The 20,346-nt window shown below is 37.5% G+C and carries 21 protein-coding genes and 1 pseudogene; 11 read left to right on the top strand and 11 right to left on the bottom strand.

Translation table 11 applies throughout. From position 1 onward, the window contains the following. Positions 1–88: 88 nt before the first annotated feature. Positions 89–688, bottom strand: a complete 600-nt coding sequence (locus L2716_RS02005) for a TetR/AcrR family transcriptional regulator (RefSeq protein WP_236331278.1) — start codon at positions 686–688, stop codon at positions 89–91. Positions 689–828: 140 nt separating this feature from the next. Here L2716_RS02005 and L2716_RS02000 point away from each other — a divergent pair, with 140 nt between their 5' ends. The 5 genes from L2716_RS02000 (at position 829) to tatC (ending at position 5,602) form a co-directional block, all read left to right on the top strand. Beyond that, entirely contained in the window at positions 829–1,716 is an 888-nt protein-coding gene (locus tag L2716_RS02000) for an ABC transporter ATP-binding protein (RefSeq protein ID WP_236331276.1), read from the top strand. Beyond that, positions 1,713–2,522 (top strand): ABC transporter permease subunit, encoded by an 810-nt coding sequence (locus L2716_RS01995; RefSeq protein WP_236331274.1) that lies wholly within the window; start codon positions 1,713–1,715, stop codon positions 2,520–2,522. The genes L2716_RS02000 and L2716_RS01995 overlap by 4 nt, the downstream gene beginning before the upstream one ends. Before the next feature lie 411 nt (positions 2,523–2,933). Further along, entirely contained in the window at positions 2,934–4,559 is a 1,626-nt protein-coding gene (locus L2716_RS01990) for a PhoX family protein (protein WP_236331272.1), read from the top strand. A 17-nt stretch (positions 4,560–4,576) separates the two neighbouring features. Then, positions 4,577–4,786, top strand: coding sequence for a twin-arginine translocase TatA/TatE family subunit (tatA, locus tag L2716_RS01985; RefSeq protein WP_236331270.1), 210 nt, complete (start codon positions 4,577–4,579; stop codon positions 4,784–4,786). 81 nt (positions 4,787–4,867) lie between these two features. After that, positions 4,868–5,602 carry a twin-arginine translocase subunit TatC gene (gene tatC, locus L2716_RS01980; protein ID WP_236331268.1) on the top strand — a complete coding sequence of 245 codons (735 nt, stop codon included), beginning with the start codon at positions 4,868–4,870 and terminating at the stop codon, positions 5,600–5,602. Between the two features lie 146 nt (positions 5,603–5,748). On the opposite strand, the pseudogene L2716_RS01975 reads toward tatC, so the two are convergent. The 4 genes and pseudogenes from L2716_RS01975 to L2716_RS01960 form a co-directional block, all read right to left on the bottom strand. Further along, positions 5,749–5,853, bottom strand: a pseudogene (locus L2716_RS01975) (VOC family protein); the annotation flags it as partial. A gap of 914 nt (positions 5,854–6,767) precedes the next feature. Further along, positions 6,768–6,929 carry a hypothetical protein gene (locus L2716_RS01970; RefSeq protein WP_236331267.1) on the bottom strand — a complete coding sequence of 54 codons (162 nt, stop codon included), beginning with the start codon at positions 6,927–6,929 and terminating at the stop codon, positions 6,768–6,770. 24 nt (positions 6,930–6,953) lie between these two features. Then, positions 6,954–7,112, bottom strand: coding sequence for a hypothetical protein (locus tag L2716_RS01965; RefSeq protein WP_236331265.1), 159 nt, complete (start codon positions 7,110–7,112; stop codon positions 6,954–6,956). Positions 7,113–7,138: 26 nt separating this feature from the next. Next, a complete protein-coding gene (locus L2716_RS01960; RefSeq protein ID WP_236331262.1) occupies positions 7,139–7,312 on the bottom strand; it encodes a hypothetical protein in 174 nt (57 codons plus the stop codon). A 165-nt stretch (positions 7,313–7,477) separates the two neighbouring features. On the opposite strand from L2716_RS01960, the gene L2716_RS01955 reads away from it, so the two are divergent. The 4 genes from L2716_RS01955 (at position 7,478) to L2716_RS01940 (ending at position 10,439) form a co-directional block, all read left to right on the top strand. After that, a complete protein-coding gene (locus L2716_RS01955) occupies positions 7,478–8,383 on the top strand; it encodes an ABC transporter permease subunit (protein WP_236331259.1) in 906 nt (301 codons plus the stop codon). Beyond that, positions 8,380–9,429 (top strand): ABC transporter permease, encoded by a 1,050-nt coding sequence (locus tag L2716_RS01950; RefSeq protein ID WP_236331256.1) that lies wholly within the window; start codon positions 8,380–8,382, stop codon positions 9,427–9,429. Before L2716_RS01955 ends, L2716_RS01950 begins: the two co-directional genes overlap by 4 nt. A gap of 14 nt (positions 9,430–9,443) precedes the next feature. Continuing rightward, a complete protein-coding gene (locus L2716_RS01945; RefSeq protein WP_236331253.1) occupies positions 9,444–9,788 on the top strand; it encodes an ASCH domain-containing protein in 345 nt (114 codons plus the stop codon). Between the two features lie 138 nt (positions 9,789–9,926). Beyond that, positions 9,927–10,439, top strand: a complete 513-nt coding sequence (locus L2716_RS01940) for a hypothetical protein (RefSeq protein ID WP_236331250.1) — start codon at positions 9,927–9,929, stop codon at positions 10,437–10,439. 56 nt (positions 10,440–10,495) lie between these two features. Here the strand turns inward: L2716_RS01940 and L2716_RS01935 are convergent, their stop codons facing one another. Next, positions 10,496–11,341, bottom strand: a complete 846-nt coding sequence (locus L2716_RS01935) for a DUF2785 domain-containing protein (RefSeq protein ID WP_236331247.1) — start codon at positions 11,339–11,341, stop codon at positions 10,496–10,498. 200 nt (positions 11,342–11,541) lie between these two features. Between L2716_RS01935 and L2716_RS01930 the strand changes: the two genes are divergently transcribed. After that, on the top strand, positions 11,542–12,168 hold the full coding sequence (locus L2716_RS01930) for a spore coat protein (protein WP_408005316.1): 627 nt from the start codon (positions 11,542–11,544) through the stop codon (positions 12,166–12,168). A 63-nt stretch (positions 12,169–12,231) separates the two neighbouring features. Here the strand turns inward: L2716_RS01930 and L2716_RS01925 are convergent, their stop codons facing one another. After that, complete coding sequence (locus L2716_RS01925; RefSeq protein ID WP_236331244.1) at positions 12,232–12,993, bottom strand: kanamycin nucleotidyltransferase C-terminal domain-containing protein; 762 nt, start codon at positions 12,991–12,993, stop codon at positions 12,232–12,234. Between the two features lie 235 nt (positions 12,994–13,228). On the opposite strand from L2716_RS01925, the gene L2716_RS01920 reads away from it, so the two are divergent. Next, complete coding sequence (locus tag L2716_RS01920) at positions 13,229–16,444, top strand: M36 family metallopeptidase (RefSeq protein WP_236331241.1); 3,216 nt, start codon at positions 13,229–13,231, stop codon at positions 16,442–16,444. Positions 16,445–16,576: 132 nt separating this feature from the next. Here L2716_RS01920 and L2716_RS01915 read toward each other — a convergent pair whose 3' ends face one another. The 4 genes from L2716_RS01915 to L2716_RS01900 all read right to left on the bottom strand — a co-directional run bounded on the left by L2716_RS01915 (position 16,577) and on the right by L2716_RS01900 (position 19,910). Then, positions 16,577–17,152 (bottom strand): histidine phosphatase family protein, encoded by a 576-nt coding sequence (locus L2716_RS01915; protein WP_236331238.1) that lies wholly within the window; start codon positions 17,150–17,152, stop codon positions 16,577–16,579. A 404-nt stretch (positions 17,153–17,556) separates the two neighbouring features. Next, on the bottom strand, positions 17,557–18,381 hold the full coding sequence (locus tag L2716_RS01910) for an SIR2 family NAD-dependent protein deacylase (protein WP_236331235.1): 825 nt from the start codon (positions 18,379–18,381) through the stop codon (positions 17,557–17,559). Continuing rightward, a complete protein-coding gene (locus L2716_RS01905) occupies positions 18,374–18,931 on the bottom strand; it encodes a non-canonical purine NTP pyrophosphatase (RefSeq protein ID WP_236331232.1) in 558 nt (185 codons plus the stop codon). The genes L2716_RS01910 and L2716_RS01905 overlap by 8 nt, the downstream gene beginning before the upstream one ends. A gap of 10 nt (positions 18,932–18,941) precedes the next feature. After that, entirely contained in the window at positions 18,942–19,910 is a 969-nt protein-coding gene (locus tag L2716_RS01900) for an amidohydrolase family protein (protein WP_236331230.1), read from the bottom strand. Positions 19,911–20,346: the final 436 nt, after the last annotated feature.

Below are 20,346 nucleotides of genomic sequence, written 5' to 3'. Positions count from 1 at the left end.
TCTCAATCCTTTTTTCTTTCTACAAAAATAAGCCGCACCTAGTAAGAGCAACTTATTATTTGTGTTAATTAATTTTAAAACTCTCATCTTACCCTTTACCAGCGACTCCATAAAAAAATAAATTCATCATGTCCTCTACAAACTTTTCTTCACTTTCGTAGGTCTTAGATAGGTTTGCAAACTCCTCCGCTTTTTCTTTAAAGATATCTAAGTAAAACATAATGAGAGAATGAGGAATGTCCCTTTGAATTTCACCTTTTTCCTTAGCATTATCAATAAGCTCGATCATGAGTGGCAATGTTCGGTTCGTATAAATCTCCTCAACAAAATTTTTCACTTCTGGATCTTGTAGAAGGTATTCTTGAAGTTTACTCGTTGAGTACTTCTGAATCGTTTCCTTTTTATAGAACATCATTAGTTCAATCGTTTCTTGAAAACTTCTATCTTTGTCCTTTATTAAAACTTCAAATTCATTGATTGACTGTAGATAGAACGTCTTTAACGATTCTTTTATTAAGTCTTCCTTACTCCCAAAATGATTATAAATGGTTACTTGAGACACATTGGCTTGATTAGCTATATCTGAAATCCTTATATTCCTAGGTTCCATCATACTTAATAAATCTAATGTTGTATGGATCAACTTTTCTTTTATTTTTTGTGCTCTCTTTTCAAATCCATTCACCATTAACACCTACCTTTATGCATAATTTATGAAATGATGAAGTATATTTATTTCATTATATCATTGACAATTTTCTATTGGAATCATAAAATTAATGTAACATATGATATTAAATATTTCATTAAATGACGGGAGGATCTACAATGATTAACATTCAAAACCTTACCCAAGAGTTTTCAAATGGAAAAGGTATATTCGATGTATCCTTTGATATTCAACAAGGCGAGGTATTTGGCTTTTTAGGTCCGAACGGTGCAGGTAAATCAACTACAATCCGGCATTTAATGGGCTATATGAAACCTCAAAAAGGAAAAGCATCCGTCAACGGATTTGATGCATGGGATGAACAATCTAAAGCGCGTGAGCGAGTCGGATACTTACCTGGAGAAATTGCATTCCTTGATGACATGAGTGGGATGGATTTCTTAAAAATGATGGCAGGGATGCAAAAGGGTTTTGATAAGAAGAAACGTGATGATTTGATTCATTTACTGCAATTCGATCCTAAAACACCGATTCGAAAAATGTCTAAAGGAATGAAACAAAAAGTTGGCATTGTTGCTACATTCATGCACGATCCTGATATCTATATTTTAGATGAACCGACCTCTGGATTAGATCCTTTAATGCAGAAAACTTTCATTGATCTTGTTCTAGAAGAAAAGGATAAAGGAAAAACATTCTTAATGTCTTCCCATAGTTTTGCAGAAATCGAACGTACATGCGACAGAGCAGCAATCATTCGAAATGGCAAAATCATTACGGTAAAAGATATACATGAACTTCAATCCATGCAAAGAAAAGTGTTTGATATTACGTTGCAAAATCCTGAGGATGTTGCAGCGATTCAAGAATCTAGTTTACTAGTTGAAAAGACAGAGAGTAATATCATCCGAATTGTCATTCAAGGCAGTTATGATGAATTCTTTAACGAGTTATCAAAGTACCAAATTACTAACATGAGTGCTGCTAATCAAAGTCTGGAGCAAATTTTCATGGATTATTATAATGCAGAGGAGGCTGCAAAATGAACATGTCCTTGTACAGAACAATGATGAAATCCAATATGAAAAGCTTCATCAACTTCGGACTTGGTTCAGCAGTTTATGTGACATTAATGACCTCCTTATTTCCGATGATTGCGGATAATATGGAAGAAATCAATAGCATGACCGAGCTGTTTCCAGAAGCTCTTATGCGAGCAATGGGTTTAGAATCATTTAGTTCCTATGGTCAATTTATTTCTGCTGAATACTACGGGCTTTTCTTCATATTCATCCTAGGTGTTTTTGCAGTTATGACCGCCGTTCAGTTGTTGGCAAAACTTGTGGATCGAGGGTCGATGGCCTACCTCCTTTCTACAAAAGTTTCTCGTGCCAACGTTGCCTTTACTCAAGCTATGGTACTAATTACTGGTTTAGCAATCATTATTTTGATGACTATTGCCGGCGGTCTTCTTGCAGGGGGATGGCTGATCGATGAGCAATACTCAATTGAAATCGGAAATTTCCTACAGATTAATGTACTCGGATTCCTTTTATTCTTTGCAGTTGGTGGCTATTCGTTCTTGATTTCATCAATGTTTAATGATGAGAAACGAGCATTTGCTGTTGCTGGCGCATTGACGTTTGTCTTTTACGGTTTAGACATGGCTGGGAAAATTGTATTAGATGTTGATTGGTTACGAAACTTTTCTATATTTTCATTATATGAACCTGGGAAAATCGCAAGTGGTGACGCGAACCTTTGGTTTTCAACCTTAATATTAACAAGCATAGGAGTCGTTTCTTTCTTACTTGCAGTCTTAGTATTTAAACGACGAAATTTGCCACTATAAAAAAAGTAACTCAATTCATTCTGAGCCGCACCTGAATCCATAACGGATTCAGGTGTGGTTATTTTTATAAACCATTTACAGAATCACAAAACGTTTTACACATTTTTCAAAACTTTTATAGTGATGATCATTTTCATTAGAAAATCACCATTTTGAACTTCATAATTTCTTTACAAAGGCGGTGAAAAACTTCTGGAATTTGGATGTCATATCAATTCACCCCATTATAACTTGATTAAAATAATGCTTTAGAACCATAAAATTACAGAATAAAATAGTCTTTTATACCCGAAAACCTTTAAAAATGAAACTATTTCAATGTTGTAATCATTTCTCAACTTTCTCTTAAAGATTGATGTTTATCATCAAATTTGTAGCAACTTACATTCATTACTTAAGGAGTGAAAGGTTTTGGGTAAAGTCAATCGCAGAAAATTCTTAACATACTTAGGAACTGGTGCAACTGCTCTCGCAGCTTCAAGTACAGGGTTAAATGTACTTACACAACCAGTCCAAGCTGGTAATTTTCATAAAGGTGGTCAGAAAAAACCAAAACTCGGGCAGATTAAATTTAAACCAATTGAGCCCTCTTCGAAAGACGACCTCATACTACCAAGAGGGTATCAATATAACGTCATTGCCGCATATGGTGATCAAATCAATCAAAAAGGTGATACTTTTGGATTCAATAATGATTTCACTCTTTATTTCCCTATAGACCAATCGAATGGGTCTGAAAGAGGTCTCTTGTGGGTTAACCATGAATATGTATCTGACCTTTTCGTATTTGGCAAAGAAAATGATGAATATTCAAAAGAACAAACTAAAACGTTCTTATATAACCAAGGTGGATCGATTATCGAGGTTTACGAAGAAGATAACTCTTGGAAGATGGATACGACCTCCAAGTATGCTAGACGGGTTACAGGATTAACGGAAATTGATCTGACAGGTCCAGCAAAAGGATCTGATGCGGTGAATGGTTCAACCAAGGTGCAAGGGACATTCGCAAACTGTTCTGGCGGAAGAACGTTATGGGGTACTTTATTATCCTGTGAAGAGAATTATGAGGACACAGCTGAAGCAGCTGGATTAGATGAAACACATTACGGCTGGGTCGTAGAGGTAGACCCTTTCGACCCAAACTTCCGTGTTCGAAAACATACAGCATTAGGACGATTTAACCATGAAAATGCCTCGGTAGGTCTTTCAAAAGACGGACGAGTCGTCGTTTACATGGGTGATGATAAAAAAGATGCGTGTGTTTATAAATTTATTAGTGATGGTAAATACAACGAAAAAGTTGGTAAGAACAACTCTCAACTCCTCAGCAAAGGAACACTTTATGCTGCAGACTTAAGTAGTGGAGAATGGATTGAGTTATCAATTGAAGCTGTAAGAGAAGCTGCCAAAAATGACAAAGAGCTCCTTGATAAGTTTAAAACACAGGCTGATGTCCTTGTTCATACACACGATGCAGCAATCCTTCTTGGTGCAACGCCTACGGATCGACCTGAAGATGTAGAAATCAGTCCATTTGACGGTACCGTGTTCGTTGCACACACAAATAATGATAAACACGGAAATATCCACGGGCATATCACTCGTTTCTTCGAAAATAACGGCGACCACGGCTCTTTAGAATTCCAATTCTCTATTTTCGCAGCCGGTGGAATCCAGAGTGGTTTCAGTGCACCAGATAACCTTACTTTTGATCAATACGGGACATTGTGGACTGTTACCGATATTTCTAGTAGCAAACAGAATAAGAAAGTTTGGAAGCCATTTAAGAATAATGGCATGTTTGCAATCCCAACTTCAGGTCCTCAAGAAGGAGAGGCTTTCCAATTCGCATCAGCACCGATTGAAGCAGAATTGACTGGTCCTTCGTTTACACCAAATGAAAGGTCACTATTTTTATCCGTCCAACACCCAGGGGAAGAAACTGAAGACCTTTCCAAACCAACGAGTATGTGGCCGCACAGACCAGGAGACAAAATGCCAAGACCTGCAGTCGTTGCAATTAGAGGCTTTTAATAAAGGAGGAAAAAATTATGCCATTCGGTCAAATTGGAATCCCAGGATTAATTATCATTTTAGTCATCGCCTTGATCATATTCGGACCTTCTAAACTTCCAGAGCTTGGACGAGCAGCAGGAAGTACATTAAAAGAATTCAAGAACTCAACTAAAGATCTCATTTCATCGGATTCTGAATCAGATGAAAAGAAACAACAAACGACAGAAAAGGTTGAAAAACACTGATTTAATATGGGGTTGGCTAATTGGGTTGATGATACCATTTAGTCAACCTCTTCCACTATGGAAAGGTGGGGTATTCTAATTATGGATCAAGAAATGGAAGTTACAGAGCATTTAGAGGAGCTAAGAAAGAGGATTATATGGACGTTAGTGATGTTCATCGGATTCTTTATCACAGCCTTCATTTTTGTTGAAGAGATTTATGAATGGTTAATCAGGGATATCGACCAAAAGCTTGTTATCCTTGGTCCTTCTGAAATTCTTTGGGTCTATGTCATACTTGCTGGTGTTTGTGCGCTTTCATTGACGATTCCATTTGCAGCTTATCAAACGTATAAATATATTTTTCCTGCTTTAAATATGAAAGAACGGAAAGCGACACTCTTATTCATCCCAGTATTATTCATATTATTTCTGATTGGTATTTCATTCGGTTATTTTATTGTATTTCCAATGGTCTTATCTTTTATGGAAGGATTATCAGGTGACCATTTCCAACAGATGTATACGACTGAAAAATACTTTAGGTTTATGTTACAGATGACGTTACCTTTTGGTTTGCTATTTGAATTACCAGTCGTCATCACGTTCCTTACGACTATCGGATTATTAAACCCGATGATTCTGATCAAAGCCAGGAAAATCGCCTATTTTGTGCTAGTTGTTGTCGCAGTTTCAGTTACACCACCTGACTTTATCTCAGATATTTTAGTAACTGTGCCATTGCTATTACTCTATGAGATCAGCATATCCTTCGCCAAAATGATCTATAAAAAGAAGCAACAGAAAGAAAGACCTGATTTGAAAAGTGTGAGCTGAATACCAGTTATCAATATGGAATAAAAGAATAAATGTACATGAGGGCTGACTAATAAGGGACATTTACCTGCCTACTTAGGTCAGCCTCTTGATTCTATATTCGTACTTTTTATGAAAAAGTTATTTCTGTATGATTTGAATCAGAGTCCTACGGGTACGTCCTGCTTTTTTATAAAGCCCAGAAATCTTGAATAAAACTCTAGTGCTTTGTCTTGGTCTTGTACGAAAATACTTGTAACAATGATTTTCATTCTGGTTGTCCTCCCTAATTGGTGACACATATTGCTCTAAATTCACCGATAATCTTTTCCAATAGAAAGAATTACACCTTTAGAAAAATCTCTCCGGAAAGCATAAACAAACTATTAATAATGAATCTAATAATAGCTACCTATTTGAATTGAATATAATAATCGATAAGTTTTTTGGTAGTAACTAGAGAGATAATGATTAAGAACATTCCAGCTAGTAACATGATAAGGAGTTGAATAATTGTCGGATCCGTAAACCACAGTGGAAATACATAGGTTTCTATTAACTGAAAAGCTTTATAGTAAAACACTAAAACGATAATAAAAGTCAGACCGAAAACGATTTTCTTTTTGTCTATGTTCCCACTTCCCTTATGTCACTAATAACTTAATTTTTCAGGATTTGTAGCGTAAAGTTCGATAAAGCCACAATTTGAGCATACATAACAAGGTAATACTTCACTCATAGTCTTAGAATTCGGCTTTTCCTTTGCATTGAATACTCTAATTGGATAACTGTCTAGCTTAGCCTCCACCATGATTGATTCACATTTAACACAAGTATTCGCCATGGACACACACCTCAATACGTTACACTAGTTTAACTACCTATCTTTTACACTCAAACGAATAACTATTTGTAAGGTTATTACTAATTTCCAAAATGACTTCCCCATCTGTTGCGTAGCATTGAGAAGTCAGTGAACTTATTTCTTTACTATTAATGTATCCATATGAAATGATCAATGATAAAACTGTAAATATAAATGTACATAAAATGATAAAACTTACTTTCAAATTTATATTTGATACGGAAGAAACCATTGATTCTCCTCACTACTTTCAACATATCATTTCAATTCACTTCATGTTGCTATATGTATATAACCTGAATGATTCTGAGCTTGTATTTATTACAACCCACTAAAACAAGAAGTAATCAGTAGGAACAGGCTTGATACGAAAAAGACGAGTATAAGAAATCCTAAGCCTTCCTCTCTTTTCTGCTGTTCATTTAGATTCTTTCTATATGTCGCTTGCACTTTCCTTTTAAGTGTACTCTTGTCTCGTTTCATATGAACTCCTTAAGAGTCTGGCATTCACTTCCGAGTAAACCACCATACGAAAAACAAAATAACTGCGACTATAAACCAAATAAGAGCAACGACATGTTTCTTCTCCGTTTTCTTACGACTGTTGACAGCTACTATACTCGTTGTAATTACGATTGCGATTGCCATCCAAGTCAAAAAGCTCATCAATATTCCTCCGATACCTAACCTATCTACTCTGTCTTCTTGCTTCTTCTACCTTGAGCGTATCCTGCAAGCAATAGAAAGATCGTTGCCATTCCATATCCGAAAAGCATAGAATACTCAACAACACCATCGAGTGCCAATCCACCTGTAATGGAAGCACTAAACAAGAGGATGAATAATACGGTATAGTTCTTTTTCAAAACATCTCACCTTCCACATTATTGGAAAATTTTGATAGTATTAACTTATCATATGATTTGTTTTTTTAGAATAGTCAATTGTATGTTGGATGCAAATCCCCTTTTTTTCCCAACCGGCCACATTAATCATCGTCTTTATATAAAAGGGGTTATGGTGGTGGTCTCTTGTTTCGAACAATTATAAATAGTGCGTTGCGTTTATTAGCTGTCGTTGTAGGCATTGTGCTCATCTCTTCATTCCTTGGAATGACGATGTATGGTTTTGATTTCAGTTTGTCCAATTATTTCGGCTATGTAAAAAGTACAGTCCTCTCATTGATTCATCCTCATGAAATGATGGTGTATAAAGACATCTACAGTTTCAAATTCAGGCAAGATTTTTACAATTGGAGTGATAAGCAGTATTCCGTATTTCCTGTCTTTTGGGATTATTACTTTTATTCAATGCGCATCTTTCTAAGCGCTCTTTTCGTTGCCGTCTTAGGTGGGGTTTTACTAACATATTTGACCTCTTTTTTCTCCAAACGAATCAAACAGAGGATTTCCAATGTTCTTTCACTTTTGGAAGCGTTACCTGACATCTTTGTCATTTTTGTTGTTCAATTCTTCATCATTTGGTTGTTTAAGAAAACGGACATCCTACTGTTTCCCATTGCTGGAGGCTTTGAGAAAGTGTACTTCGTTCCAATTGTTGTCTTATCGCTCCTACCGATGCTTTTCTTCTTTAAAGTGTCCTTGTTCATGACACTGGAGGAATATGAGCAACCCTATGTAGAATTTGCGGCCAGCAAAGGTTTGCGGCCTAATTTTCTCTATCTAAAACACATTTTTCGTAATGCAATTATCGGAATTACAAGTCATACAAATTCGATTATCTGGATCATGTTATCGAACTTGATTATTTTAGAGCGGCTATTCAACATTAGCGGGCTAACCAAATACATACTGAATTACCAACAAACTGACGTAATCGCGCTCAGTCTCATTCTCTTTTACATACCTATTTTCATCATTTTATTACTAAGTAAAATGATCATTCGTCGAACAACTGGTAAAGAGGTGATCATATGATGTTAGGCATTCGTTTACTGCGCAATCCGTTGTTCATGATTGGAACACTTTTCATTCTCGGTCTCTTTTTCACAAGCCTTGGTTATTATTTTTTCAAGAATGATGAAATCCCTGTCATTTATTTTTTATTTGATGAAAACGGCGAGCCCATTAAGCATCCATACAAACCGACAGACTATTTTCCCTTTGGAACAGACCATTTCGGTCGAGACATCTTATACTTAATGTTGATTGGGACGAAATATACGTTAGGGATTGCATTTGCAGTAGCACTGTTAAGGTTGCTGATTTCATCTACACTCGGCATTTTCTTTGGGATGTTTTTCGGTAAAATGAAGAAGTGGGTAGCTTCAATTGCAGATGCTGTCAACTACTTTCCAGCGACATTACTTGCTTATTTTAGTTTAATTTGGGTGCTCTTATATGAACGCTTTTATGAAGGTGGCTATTCGCTCAGCTTTTCTAAACAATTCTTCATCATAGTAATCGTGTTCACAGCCATTGCCATACCTACTATATCAGCTCTCGTCATGAATGAGACAGACCGGATCATGAAGAAAGAGTTCATGGAAGGTGTGAGAGTACTTGGTGCAAGTAAGTGGCAAATGATTCGTAAGCACTTAATGCCCTACCTACTCCCTCAGTTTTTCATGATTTTCTTACGTGAATTGATTCAAGTTCTATTGTTACTTGCACATCTTGGATTATTAAGAATTTTTCTAGGTGGTTTAGGTATTACGAAGGACATGTATGATACTTCTAGAGAATATTCAATATCTAACGAATGGTCCGGGTTGCTTGGTTCGTGGTGGGAGTTCATATGGGCTGGTCACCCACAAATCACAGCTGTTCCTGTATTGTTTTTTACATTAACAATTTTAGCAGCCAAAATGGCCTTGATGGGCTTCGAACAGGAGTACAACCGTTTATCTGTTGCACCGAAAATAATACAAAGATCCAATGAACGATCAAATACTATACTCACAAAAAAAGATTTTAAACCGATCACAGTGGATTTTAAGCGAAAAAGGAGCGCAAACGAATAAGAAAGGATGTACATATGAAAGGATTAATCATCAAATCGCCGTGGATCGAACAGATCCTAGAAGGTCACAAAACGTGGGAAATCCGAGGATCAAACACGAAAATTCGAGGTCAAATCGCTCTCATAAAAAGTGGGTCTGGTCATGTTTATGGAACAGTCGATTTAGTAGATTGTAAAAAATTAAATGCAACCACGTATCAATCTGGCGAGCGTTATCATGGGATTTCTAGAGATGAATGTCAGGTGATGCCATACAAGAACACGCATGCATGGGTGCTTGAAAACCCGCAAATATTTGCAAATCCTGTGCCTTATCAACATCCGATGGGAGCCGTCATTTGGGTGAATTTAGATTCTTAGAACATCAAAGGGTAGCTTATTAGGTCCAAATCGCAAATTGATTTGGATCCTTTTATTTAGGTTACTGAAACTTATCTTAAGGTCATTCGTATATAAAAATAAGGAAGGTTTTGGAAACCAAGGAGAGGGTGAAGAAATATGAGAAAAGGTTGGTTGTTCGGGTTCATTAAGAAATTCGCCATTATAGCTGTTGTCTTCATTTTTGTTGTCGGGTGTTCGACTTCGAAAGATCAAGAACATATACAAACCATACAAGCGTATCTTGAAAACGAGTTCAATGGCCCAAATGAAAAATTAAGCAAGATTCTTGATCAAGAGGGGGCTTATCCACCTGAACTAGAAGCCTATATGAAAAAACACTACGACCCTCTCGTAGCTGACTTGGAGAAGATGGTGAATACAAATAACGCACTCTTATTTCTACGATTCGCACATGGTGGCGGATATCAACTTCAGTCAAAATCGATTGTCATACAAAAGGTAGATCAAACTGATCAGTATGCGTACAACTACGAAGTCGAATTGGAATACAGTAGAAATGATCAAACCAACACTGCTACCGTCACTGGCGTCATCAACATCAATGACGATGGTAAAATTACATTGATACGAAATGTAAATGATGATGGTTTATTGGAAAATATGAGATAAAGAAAACTTGGCAAAGCCAAGTTTTTCTTTTTCAACTATACTATTCATCATAGTATTTAGCTCATTTGGTACATTGACCGATGGGCATCCATTAAGTGTTGTTCAATTTTCATACGAATGGATGGCATCTTCTCTTCAAGAAGCGGCAGGAAATACATCGTGCGCATAAAGTGATTGAGATTTGTCCGCATATGAAAGTATGAATCAGACCAACCTTCTTGGTCTTTCTTTTCACTAAGCTGATGCCACATGGCGTGGATCCAATGATTCAGATCTTTTTCGGATATGCCTCTTTCAATCAAACTGTGAATCACCATAAGTAAACGCTCTTCTTCATTGTCCGTGTAAACACCTTCATCTCGAAGTACACAATGTTTCACAGCTTCAAGACCCTTCGCGAAAAAGGTTGAAGTGTCGATCACTGGATGTTGGATGGCAACTGCCAGCTGATCTGCACCATGTGCCACAGCATGTGCCCATCCTTTGCCCTCGACACACCCTCGTAGATCTTTTTCTATTAAAAGATAATTAAACGCTCGATCACAAGCTTCTTTAGCTAGCTCTTCTGGTATAAACCTATTCTTTCCGTCTTCCATTAAAATCACTGCCACGACAAGAGCAGAGAAAGATCGTGTGAAAACGGAGTCTGTACCCTTCTCTCCGATACAGTAATACAAATGGTCATCATTCATACATGAGCTAAGTATTTCTATCATTAACGTTTCTGACAGGTGACGACCTGTAATCAACTTTGCAAAAGTACTGAAAATAAGCTTGTCCCTTAACTCTGGGTCTGTATCACCAATTGATTCAATCATCTTTCGTGTAAGATCTTCAAGATCTACCTTATGTATTTCTTCATCAGGCATTTCATTAAGTGTTGTTAATCGTTCTTTTAACATCTACTCACTTCTCCCTTCCTCTCTATATTCCACATTGTATACATGATTTCCTATCCAAATGAAACACTAACTACGTAGCTAGAATTGTATAGGAGGAAAAACATATGAACAATTCAATGAATCAAGGTGGCGGTCAACAACCGCAACCAGGGATGCAACAACCTAAAATGAATCAATTCGGTACACCACCAGCTGCCGCTATGCCACAAAATCGCACGCAGCAGCCCGGAATGCAGCCAAATCCTGCACCGACACCACCAAACATGAATCATGGCGGGCACGAAATGTTCGACAGCCATGAAGTGCTCGCAACGTTCATCAGTGTGCTAGATCAATATTTGATTTTCGATCAATACGTAAAGGATCAAGAGCTTCGTACGATACTTTATCGCCAGCACGCTTTCATTACAGATTTGTATAACATCTGTGTCGAAGCGTTCTCAACTGGAGAAAAACCGTCTCACTCAACACGCGTTTATAAAATGCAACAAAATAATAATACCGTTTACGGTTTGACGCCAGGACAACCGAAAAAGCCTTTTACTTCAGCTAATGAGGTGAACGACCAAGGTGTATCTGGATACATGCTCGGCTTAATCAAATCGACTGGATCGTTGTTAGGGATGACAGCATTCGAAATGACCAATCCTGTGTTGCGCCGAGTGATTGCGGACAGTGTGCCGAACTTTATCGAAATGGCATACGAAATTTTCTTATATCAAAACAAGCGCCATTATTACCAAGTACCGCAGCTCACTCCACAAGACATGAACCAAATGCTCCATAGCTTCGCGCCAGCTCAACAACCGAATCAGTTTAGGCAATAAAATACAATCTTAGAGTGTACTAAAGAGGAGAGTGAAACCCTTGGACGTACACTCTTGTTCTTATTAAAATGGTAACTCTTCCACTCTATATTCAATTCCAAGCTCTTCAAACCATGCGTTCAATCCAGTCCAAAGCTTCTCACACATTTCGTAAACATCTTCTTTATCTGTGAAGTCACCTTCCATTACTTTTCGTGCTATGACTTCATACCCTTCTGGCTTCGTCTCCATATGAAGTGATTCTTCAAAGGTTCGAGCTCTTGTTGTGTAAAACTTCCGATTCGCTAAACCAATCAATTTCGCTGTTTGCCAAGCAAGGTCCCGCGCTCCGACTGGTATGTATTCTAAGTTACCACTCTCATAATTGTTCCTCATTTTACCCATCGTTTCGTAAGGCTCCCAGATCATGAACTCTCTCATTACATCTCTAAATTCACTGTCTGTTCCTGTATGTGGTAGCTTTTTTATTTCCTCAAACAAACCAATTGGATCATAAATCGACCTAATATGTACGAATGAACCTGCTTTAATCGGCCAGTTGTCTGTTACTTCAGCTGCCTCAGCAAACAGTTCACTTCTCTCTGACGTATCTAGCTCAATCTTAAATTTACCTATGATGAACTCTTGTCTTTCAACCTTAAAACCATCCTCAGATACAACGTGCATCTCGATATCTGAATATGCTCCTTCCTTTTCCTGACCAATCGACCCGTAAACACCGATTGCGATTATCTTCTCGCCATAGGCTTCGATTAATCGACTTTTTACACGTTCGATCATTTCAAACTTCTCTTCTCTTGTTGTTGCAGTTGGATACATTAACATTTCTCAATCCCCCTTTTTATCTCCCTTCCTTATTCTTGAAAAAAACGCAATTTCCTTTTCTAGTTCTATCTTATTAGGAAAGTCTACACCTTCTATATCCTTCGTATTACGTAGGTGTAGTGCTAACAAATAAACCATATAGACTGTTGTCAGTATTTGCGGTATGACGGGAAGGGAACGCCTATATACTGGCGAAAAAGGCTAGTAATGCTAAAACACTTGGGGAGGATTTAAATTGAAAAAGAGAAGTATACTTACTGCACTCAGCGTCAGCTTACTTGCAGGTCAAGTTCTTGTAAGTAGTGGCGGTAATGCTGCAGAAACGGCGGGTCATAATGTAGAAAATATTTTGCATGAACATAACCTATCAGCAAATTACGATGTGCGGAATGTGTTGAATCAAGTCGTTCCGACGAGTGTTCAACTCGGTGCTGCAGATACATTGATTGAACAAGCTGGTGCTGGAGTTAAAATAAAATGGAACAACCTCTTTGGTACACCATCTACGATTGTAAAAGAGAAAGGTTATCTCTCAGAAGCTTCAAACAAAAATGCAGAAACAATCGCTCGAGAATGGCTGAAAGAAAATGCATCCCTTTTCGGATTAAAAGCAGCTGAAATCGATTCGTTAAAAGTTGTACGTGATTATGCAATGAAGGGCACTGGCCTTCATCCTGTTACGTTCCAACAGACGTTTGACGGAATCGAATCCGTTTACGGTGGACGAATCATTGTAGCCGTCAACAAAGAAGGGAAAATTTTATCGGTAACAGGAAATGCAAGTCGTTCGAAATCACTTGCTGGTGAATTTGTGTTAAGTTCGACGGACGCTCTCAACAAAGCGATCGACTTAGAGGCAAAGAGCCTTCAATATACACCAGAATTAACAGGTACTGAAAAAGGCTGGGACGTATTTGCTGCGGGTGATGTTCTACCGACAGAACAACGCGTTAAAAAGGCGACCTTCATCACGAAAAATGGTGTACGACCAGCTTACCGTGTCCTTTTCATTGAAAAATTGAACGAAGGTTATGAAATGGTCATTGATGCAGAAACAGGCGAACAGCTATATAAGCGTTCTCTCGTCGATTACCTGACAGATCCTGAAGGATTGATCTTTGAAAACTATCCAGGAGCACCACAAGGTGGAACTCAAGTCGTTAAATCATTCAAAGGTGATTCAAATGCATCTCCTTATGGATGGATGACGCCTGGTACAAATCTTGGTGTGACGACGTTCGGAAACAATGCTAACTCTTATGCGAACTGGAGTAACTTCCTCGTACCTGCTGACCAAGCAGTACGTCCTGTCGCTCCAACTGGCAAACTTAAATACAACTTCAATAATGCATGGCAAGAAACACAAGGTGCAACGGTGCCTCCATCCTATGCAGAAGATGTCCACAGTGCGGCGACGAACCTTTTCTACCATCACAACTTGTTCCATGATTACTTCTATAACCTTGGATGGACAGAACCTGCAGGGAACTTACAAGCATCTAACTTCGGTAAAGGCGGATTAGATGGAGATGCGATTCTCGGTCTCGTTCAAGCAGGCGCAGCTTCTGGTGGCGCTCCAACTTACACCGGTCGAGATAACGCCTACATGCTGACATTGCCGGATGGCATTCCAGCGTGGAGCGGAATGTTCTTATGGGAGCCAATCGCAGGTGCATTTGAAGGAGAATATGCAGATGGGGACTATGATGCAGGAATCATCTATCACGAATACTCTCATGCCCTTTCCAACCGTTACGTAGCCGGGGGAGAAGCACTTGGCAGCCATCAATCTGGATCGATGGGCGAAGGCTGGGGTGACTGGTTCGGCATGCATTACCTCATCAAGAACGGTAAGCAAGAGAAGCCTGTTGTCGGTGCATATGTGACGGGTAACGACGAGCGCGGAATCCGAAGCTACTCACTAGACGACGCACCTTACAACTACAGTGATGTCGGTTATGATGTAGGCGGACCGGAAGTTCACTCTGACGGAGACATTTGGGCGGCAATTTTATGGCAGATGAGAGAAGAGTTAATTGAGCGCTATGGTAAAAGTGAAGGCGAATCGATTGCAGAACACCTCGTTATGGATGCGATGCCGATTTCTGTTCCCGACCCATCGATGGAAGATATGAGAACGGCAATTATCGCAGCTGATTTCGAGAGATATGATGGTGCTCACTATGATGCGTTATGGACAGCTTTCGCACAACGTGGATTAGGCGCTAACGCATACTCTAACAGTGGTGACGATACAGATCCGATTCCTGGATTCAACCACCCTGACGGTGAGCGAAATGGCCAACTTGTCGGTAAAGTCATTAATGCAGCTACCAACAAACCAATTGAAGATGCTCGTATCATGATTGGTGAATTTGAAGCACGTACGACGCCAGTGTCAACCACTTCTAACAAAGGTGGATTTGCTTCTTATATTGTTGAAGGAACATATGACATCACCATTCAAGCCCGTGGATTCGGTTCTAGAACGATCCGTGACGTAGAAATCACACCTGGTCAAAAAAACAAGCTCAAGTTCAAGCTAGAGCCTAACGTAGCTTCTTCCTTTAACGGTGCATCGATCAAGAGCGTTTCTGGAGAGTCCGACAGTAATCCGGTGAAACTTGCGATTGATGATACAGAAGCAAGTGTATACGCAACCGACACGCAAGAAAATGGATTTAAAGGATCCGAGTTCGTTGTCGACCTAGCTGGTGATCAAGCGGTCAACGTTTCACACATTCAAGTGAGTGCAATGAAAGACGTTTCGAAAGCACGATTTGCTACTCTGAAAAACTTCAGCGTTCAAGTTTCTGAAGACGGTGAAAACTGGACGACAGTGGTGAGAGAAAAGTTCACAGCACAAAAACCTCGTCCAACAGTTGCAGACTTGCACTACAGAGGTTATGACTTAGCTGAACCTGTTAAAGCGAAGTACTTGAAGTTCATTTCGCATGATGCACAGGATAACTCTAAAGGCTACGTACAGGTTGCTGAAATTCAAGCGTTCGCTTCTGGCAAATCGAAAATTGAGCCAATAACGATTGCTACAGAAGAACCATTTGTAGCGGAAGGAACCGTTCAAGCAGGTAACGCTGGAACAGGTATCGGAAGCTTAGCTGGTGTCCCAGCAACGCTTGCAGTAACAGAAAACGAGTTTGTCACAACTCAAAATCCTGAGCCTGCATCCCAAGGTGCAGATGGATATGTCATCACGCTTCCTGAACAATATGCAGATGGCATCCACAACTTCAAATTAGAAGGTGCAAGTGATGGGGAGTATGATTACGATGTGTATTTCTATAACAAAAACTTCGAACCAATCGGTGGCGTTGCTACAGCCGGGGCAAATGAATCAGGCGTGATCCCAGGTGGAACGAAATACGTCTATGTCGGTCTATACACTGGCGCAAACGTACCATTCACTTTCACTGCAACAAGCCCTTACTAGAAAAGCTTAATCATTATAAAAGCTAAAATAAGCCGCATCTCAATCCTTAACGGAGCGAGATGCGGCTTTTGTTTGTTCCAATGCTTATATAATTCAATGCTCCCTATTGTGAAAGACCTCAAATCAAGATACTTAGGCTTTTCCCCAGATTCTTTCGACATTCACCAATTCCTGTTCATTGAATTCCATTCTATAAATATCAGGTTTTGATGTACTATGTAAAAAATTCAAGTCATAATTGCTATCAAAATATCGCATCATCAAGGTCATAACAGCACCGTGGGTTCCTATCACTATTTCCTTACCTCTATAAGTGTTTAGTAATTCTTTTAAAACTTTTATAGCTCTTTTTTGACAATCAGCGTTTGATTCTCCTCCTTCGAAGGAGTAATACGAATCAAGAAATGACTCTTCCAAAAGTGGACGTAGTTCATTATCAGCTAATCTACTCACTTTAGTTGAAAAATCCCTCTCCCTTAAATCCTCAAAAACTAAAACTTGCTGCCCTATCTGTTTAGCTAACTCTTTAACAGTTGATATTGAACGTATGTATGGACTTGAAACAACTACATCAATTTTCTTATCTTTCTTCAATATGTCAGTTACTCGTTGAGCATCCATATAACCTTTTTCTGTTAAACCTCTTGTCCTATCATTTCCCTCTTTTGGCGATTCACCATGTCTCACCATATAAACAATTGTACTCAATATATCCTCCCTCCCATAAGCTACTCATATTTTGTGCTTCAACTCTATTGCTCTTTTACTTTAGCACCTTTAGTGAAATTATATAGTAGCTGGTCAGTCATATATCTATACCACACTTTAATCCAAAAATACCGAAATAATTTCATCACTTATTGGAGTAAACATAAATATCCAAAATTCGAACCCATTTTGTTCAAGTTCGATTCATTCACAATTATTCCTTGTTCGTTGGTGACACAAATAAAACCAATTTCTTAAATCTCTGTCATCTTCTCCCTCGTTTCTTTAAGTGATTTTAAAGTAACTAAGGATTGCTGGAGTATTTATCTTCCATCTTCGCCCCTATAACGGAACAATGGACGCACTCCAATACTCTAGAATTGCGCCCGATTGTTGAAGATGTACTAACTATTTTTTATTTCAAGCCATAAGGTCTCAAGAAATTCTTCAGTTGCTTTACTTAAATTGTCTATTTCTGAATTAATTACATTTACACCTTTGTTTTCTAATATGGTCTTTTTAATTTCGTTAGGACGTGGTAGAAAAACAAATGACTTTGGCTTTAGTTCAGGTCTAGAAGATGATTCCCATAACTTTGTTAATTTGTAAAGTAAATACCTGATGTTTATGTCATCTAAACTGTAACCAATAAACAAAATACCTTTACCTAAGGTATCGGATCTTAGTTTAATATCTAATGGGCCATCAAAATTTAATCTATCGAAGTAACTAGTTTCTGTTAAGACAATGGAGTTATCATCATCAAAATCACCGTGGAATTTAATGATTTGTGTTTTTCCATTTTTAGTATCTTTTATATCAGCTACATTTTTTATCTTTGTATAGCCTTTTTTATGATAATCATATGCTTTCTCAATCCATCTATCATAATTTGTTGTGTAAATTATAGGGAAATCAAGTTTGATAATTAATTCATGTATTTTAGATTCATTAATTTTTATGTTAGGATTATGCCAATTAGTGTCCATCCAACTTCTTAGCTCACCAATTGAGCCTTTTTTGATTTTATAGTATTCAGCTAATGTTAAATAATCTCCCCCTCCCAAGACATTATAAATTTCCTGTTCATAACCCATTCTTTCAGCTATATGGTTTATTAAATCTCTAAAGGTTGGTAGGCCAAGACTTGCAGACACTCCAGCACCAACAAACAATATAATATTCTTTTTTCTAATCGCTTCGATTAACTCTTGGTAATTTTTATTCATCTTCACCCTCCCTTAAATACAAAGAAAATTTGTCTAATGCTTTTCTTCTCATTGAAATTTCATTCTTCTTTTCTCCGAGTTCAGCAAATGTCTTATCATAACCCTTTGGTATAAATACACAATCCCACTGAAAACTTCTATCGCCTCTAGGAGATGTAGATATTTCACCTTCAATTTCCCCTTCAAATATTTTTGTGTTTTTACCATCAATATAACCGATAGTTGTTTTAGCCACTGCTTTCACATTATGGTTATTGCCAAAAATTTCACAAAACTTATCTGCTTGCAACTTATCCCAAAAAATTTGAGTAAGCCCTCCAGGCAACCCTTCAAAGTGTTCAACATATAATCCAGTATGTTCAACAAAAAGCGGTCTACCTACTTGTTTGAATGCCTTTATAACCTTATCATAAACAAGTTCTATTGAATCCTCAGTTTGAATTTCATTAATTTTTGTATTCACAGACACAACTTCAAGTCCTATTGTTGACAAAATATCCTGAGCTTCTTTTAGTTTATTTACATTCCCTGACATGAATCTTATTTTCATTTTTTTCTCCTTAACCAAAAGAATATTTTTCTGTTCTGATTTCCATATCATTTATTACATCTAATCTATCAAAATATTTTAAGAATAATAAATATTCTTCCGATAATAGCTTGCCATGTACTGAAGGGTTATCGGTACATAGAACAAATGGAATATCCCATTCCAAAAAAGTTCTTATAGGATGTTCATAAAGATCCGCACAATTACCTGACATTAAATTACTATATAAGCATACTTCTAGGCACACGTCTCTTTCTTTAATTAAATTTAATGTGTATTCCGAGAACTTAGCTGCACTGCCGTGGCCAATCCTATCCGCATTACACTCAGAAATAGCCCATTTTATATTTTCAAAATTCCCCGTTTCTCCTGCATGTATAGTTATGTTAAGGCCGTATTCTTCTTTTGCTTTTAGAAAAAATTTATTAATTTCCTTTGGAACAAAGACATCTTCATCTCCAGACATATCAACACCAACAATAACGTTATATCTATTGGATGCTTTTATAGCTTTTAATAATTCAATTCCTTGACCATCATTTAATTCATGCCTAGTTAAGGAGAGTATTAATCTAGCATCAATGTTAAATTTTATAGAGTTGTCAAGTAAAGCGTTTACAAGCCAAGAGACAGCTTCGTTCAAAGGAATATTATTTAATTTACTTATGTAAAAAGGCGAGTTCCTAAACTCAACATAATTAATATTGTCACTCACTAACTTTTCAATAGCTTTTTCAACCATGTTACATAGTGTGTCATAATCTCTAGGAAGTAATTTTAAAACTTCCCAAGGTAAAAAATATTCTCTTAAAGAACTTACAGGGTTTTTGATCTGTAAGTTTGTATTAAGATTAAACCCATCCGGTATTACTATATTTTGTTCTTTAATAAATTTAATAATATTTTCCTTAGGAATTGCACCATTAAGGTGCACATGTAAGTCTCTCTTTTCCATACTTTTAAATTGATTATATTCCACGTTTATCAAAATTTGTTTTCCTTTCCAGTAAGTTCTTCCGTCTGCTTTTTTAATCCATATTATACCATGAATCTTTCAATTAATTATATTCAAATCCACTTATTCAACAATCTAGCCCTATTATAGAATAATTTTAGTAACCTCTTAGTATAGAATGCTGCCCTTTTGCTGAATAACGAGCAATTGTATCTAACTACAATTTTAGCATATTATTCCATGAAGTTTTTCAGGAAGGTTTCGAAAACATGCTATATTTACTAGATTACATATTCTAAATTGGTGCATTAACCGCTGATCATAGCGTTACTTACACTTGATAATGCAGCGCCTCTTTTTTTATTCATAACAAAAAGTTTGCAACGAGCCACATTCAATAAGTACGAATCGGTGATACAATAAAGGGAACATAAAAAATTTCGGGTGTTTGGGGGTATGG

Source organism: Pseudalkalibacillus berkeleyi, from assembly GCF_021608225.1.
GTDB classification, from domain to species: Bacteria; Bacillota; Bacilli; order Bacillales; family Fictibacillaceae; genus Pseudalkalibacillus; species Pseudalkalibacillus berkeleyi.
The sequence above is the reverse complement of the archived record's forward strand: the minus strand, read 5'-3'. Positions and strand labels throughout refer to the sequence as shown.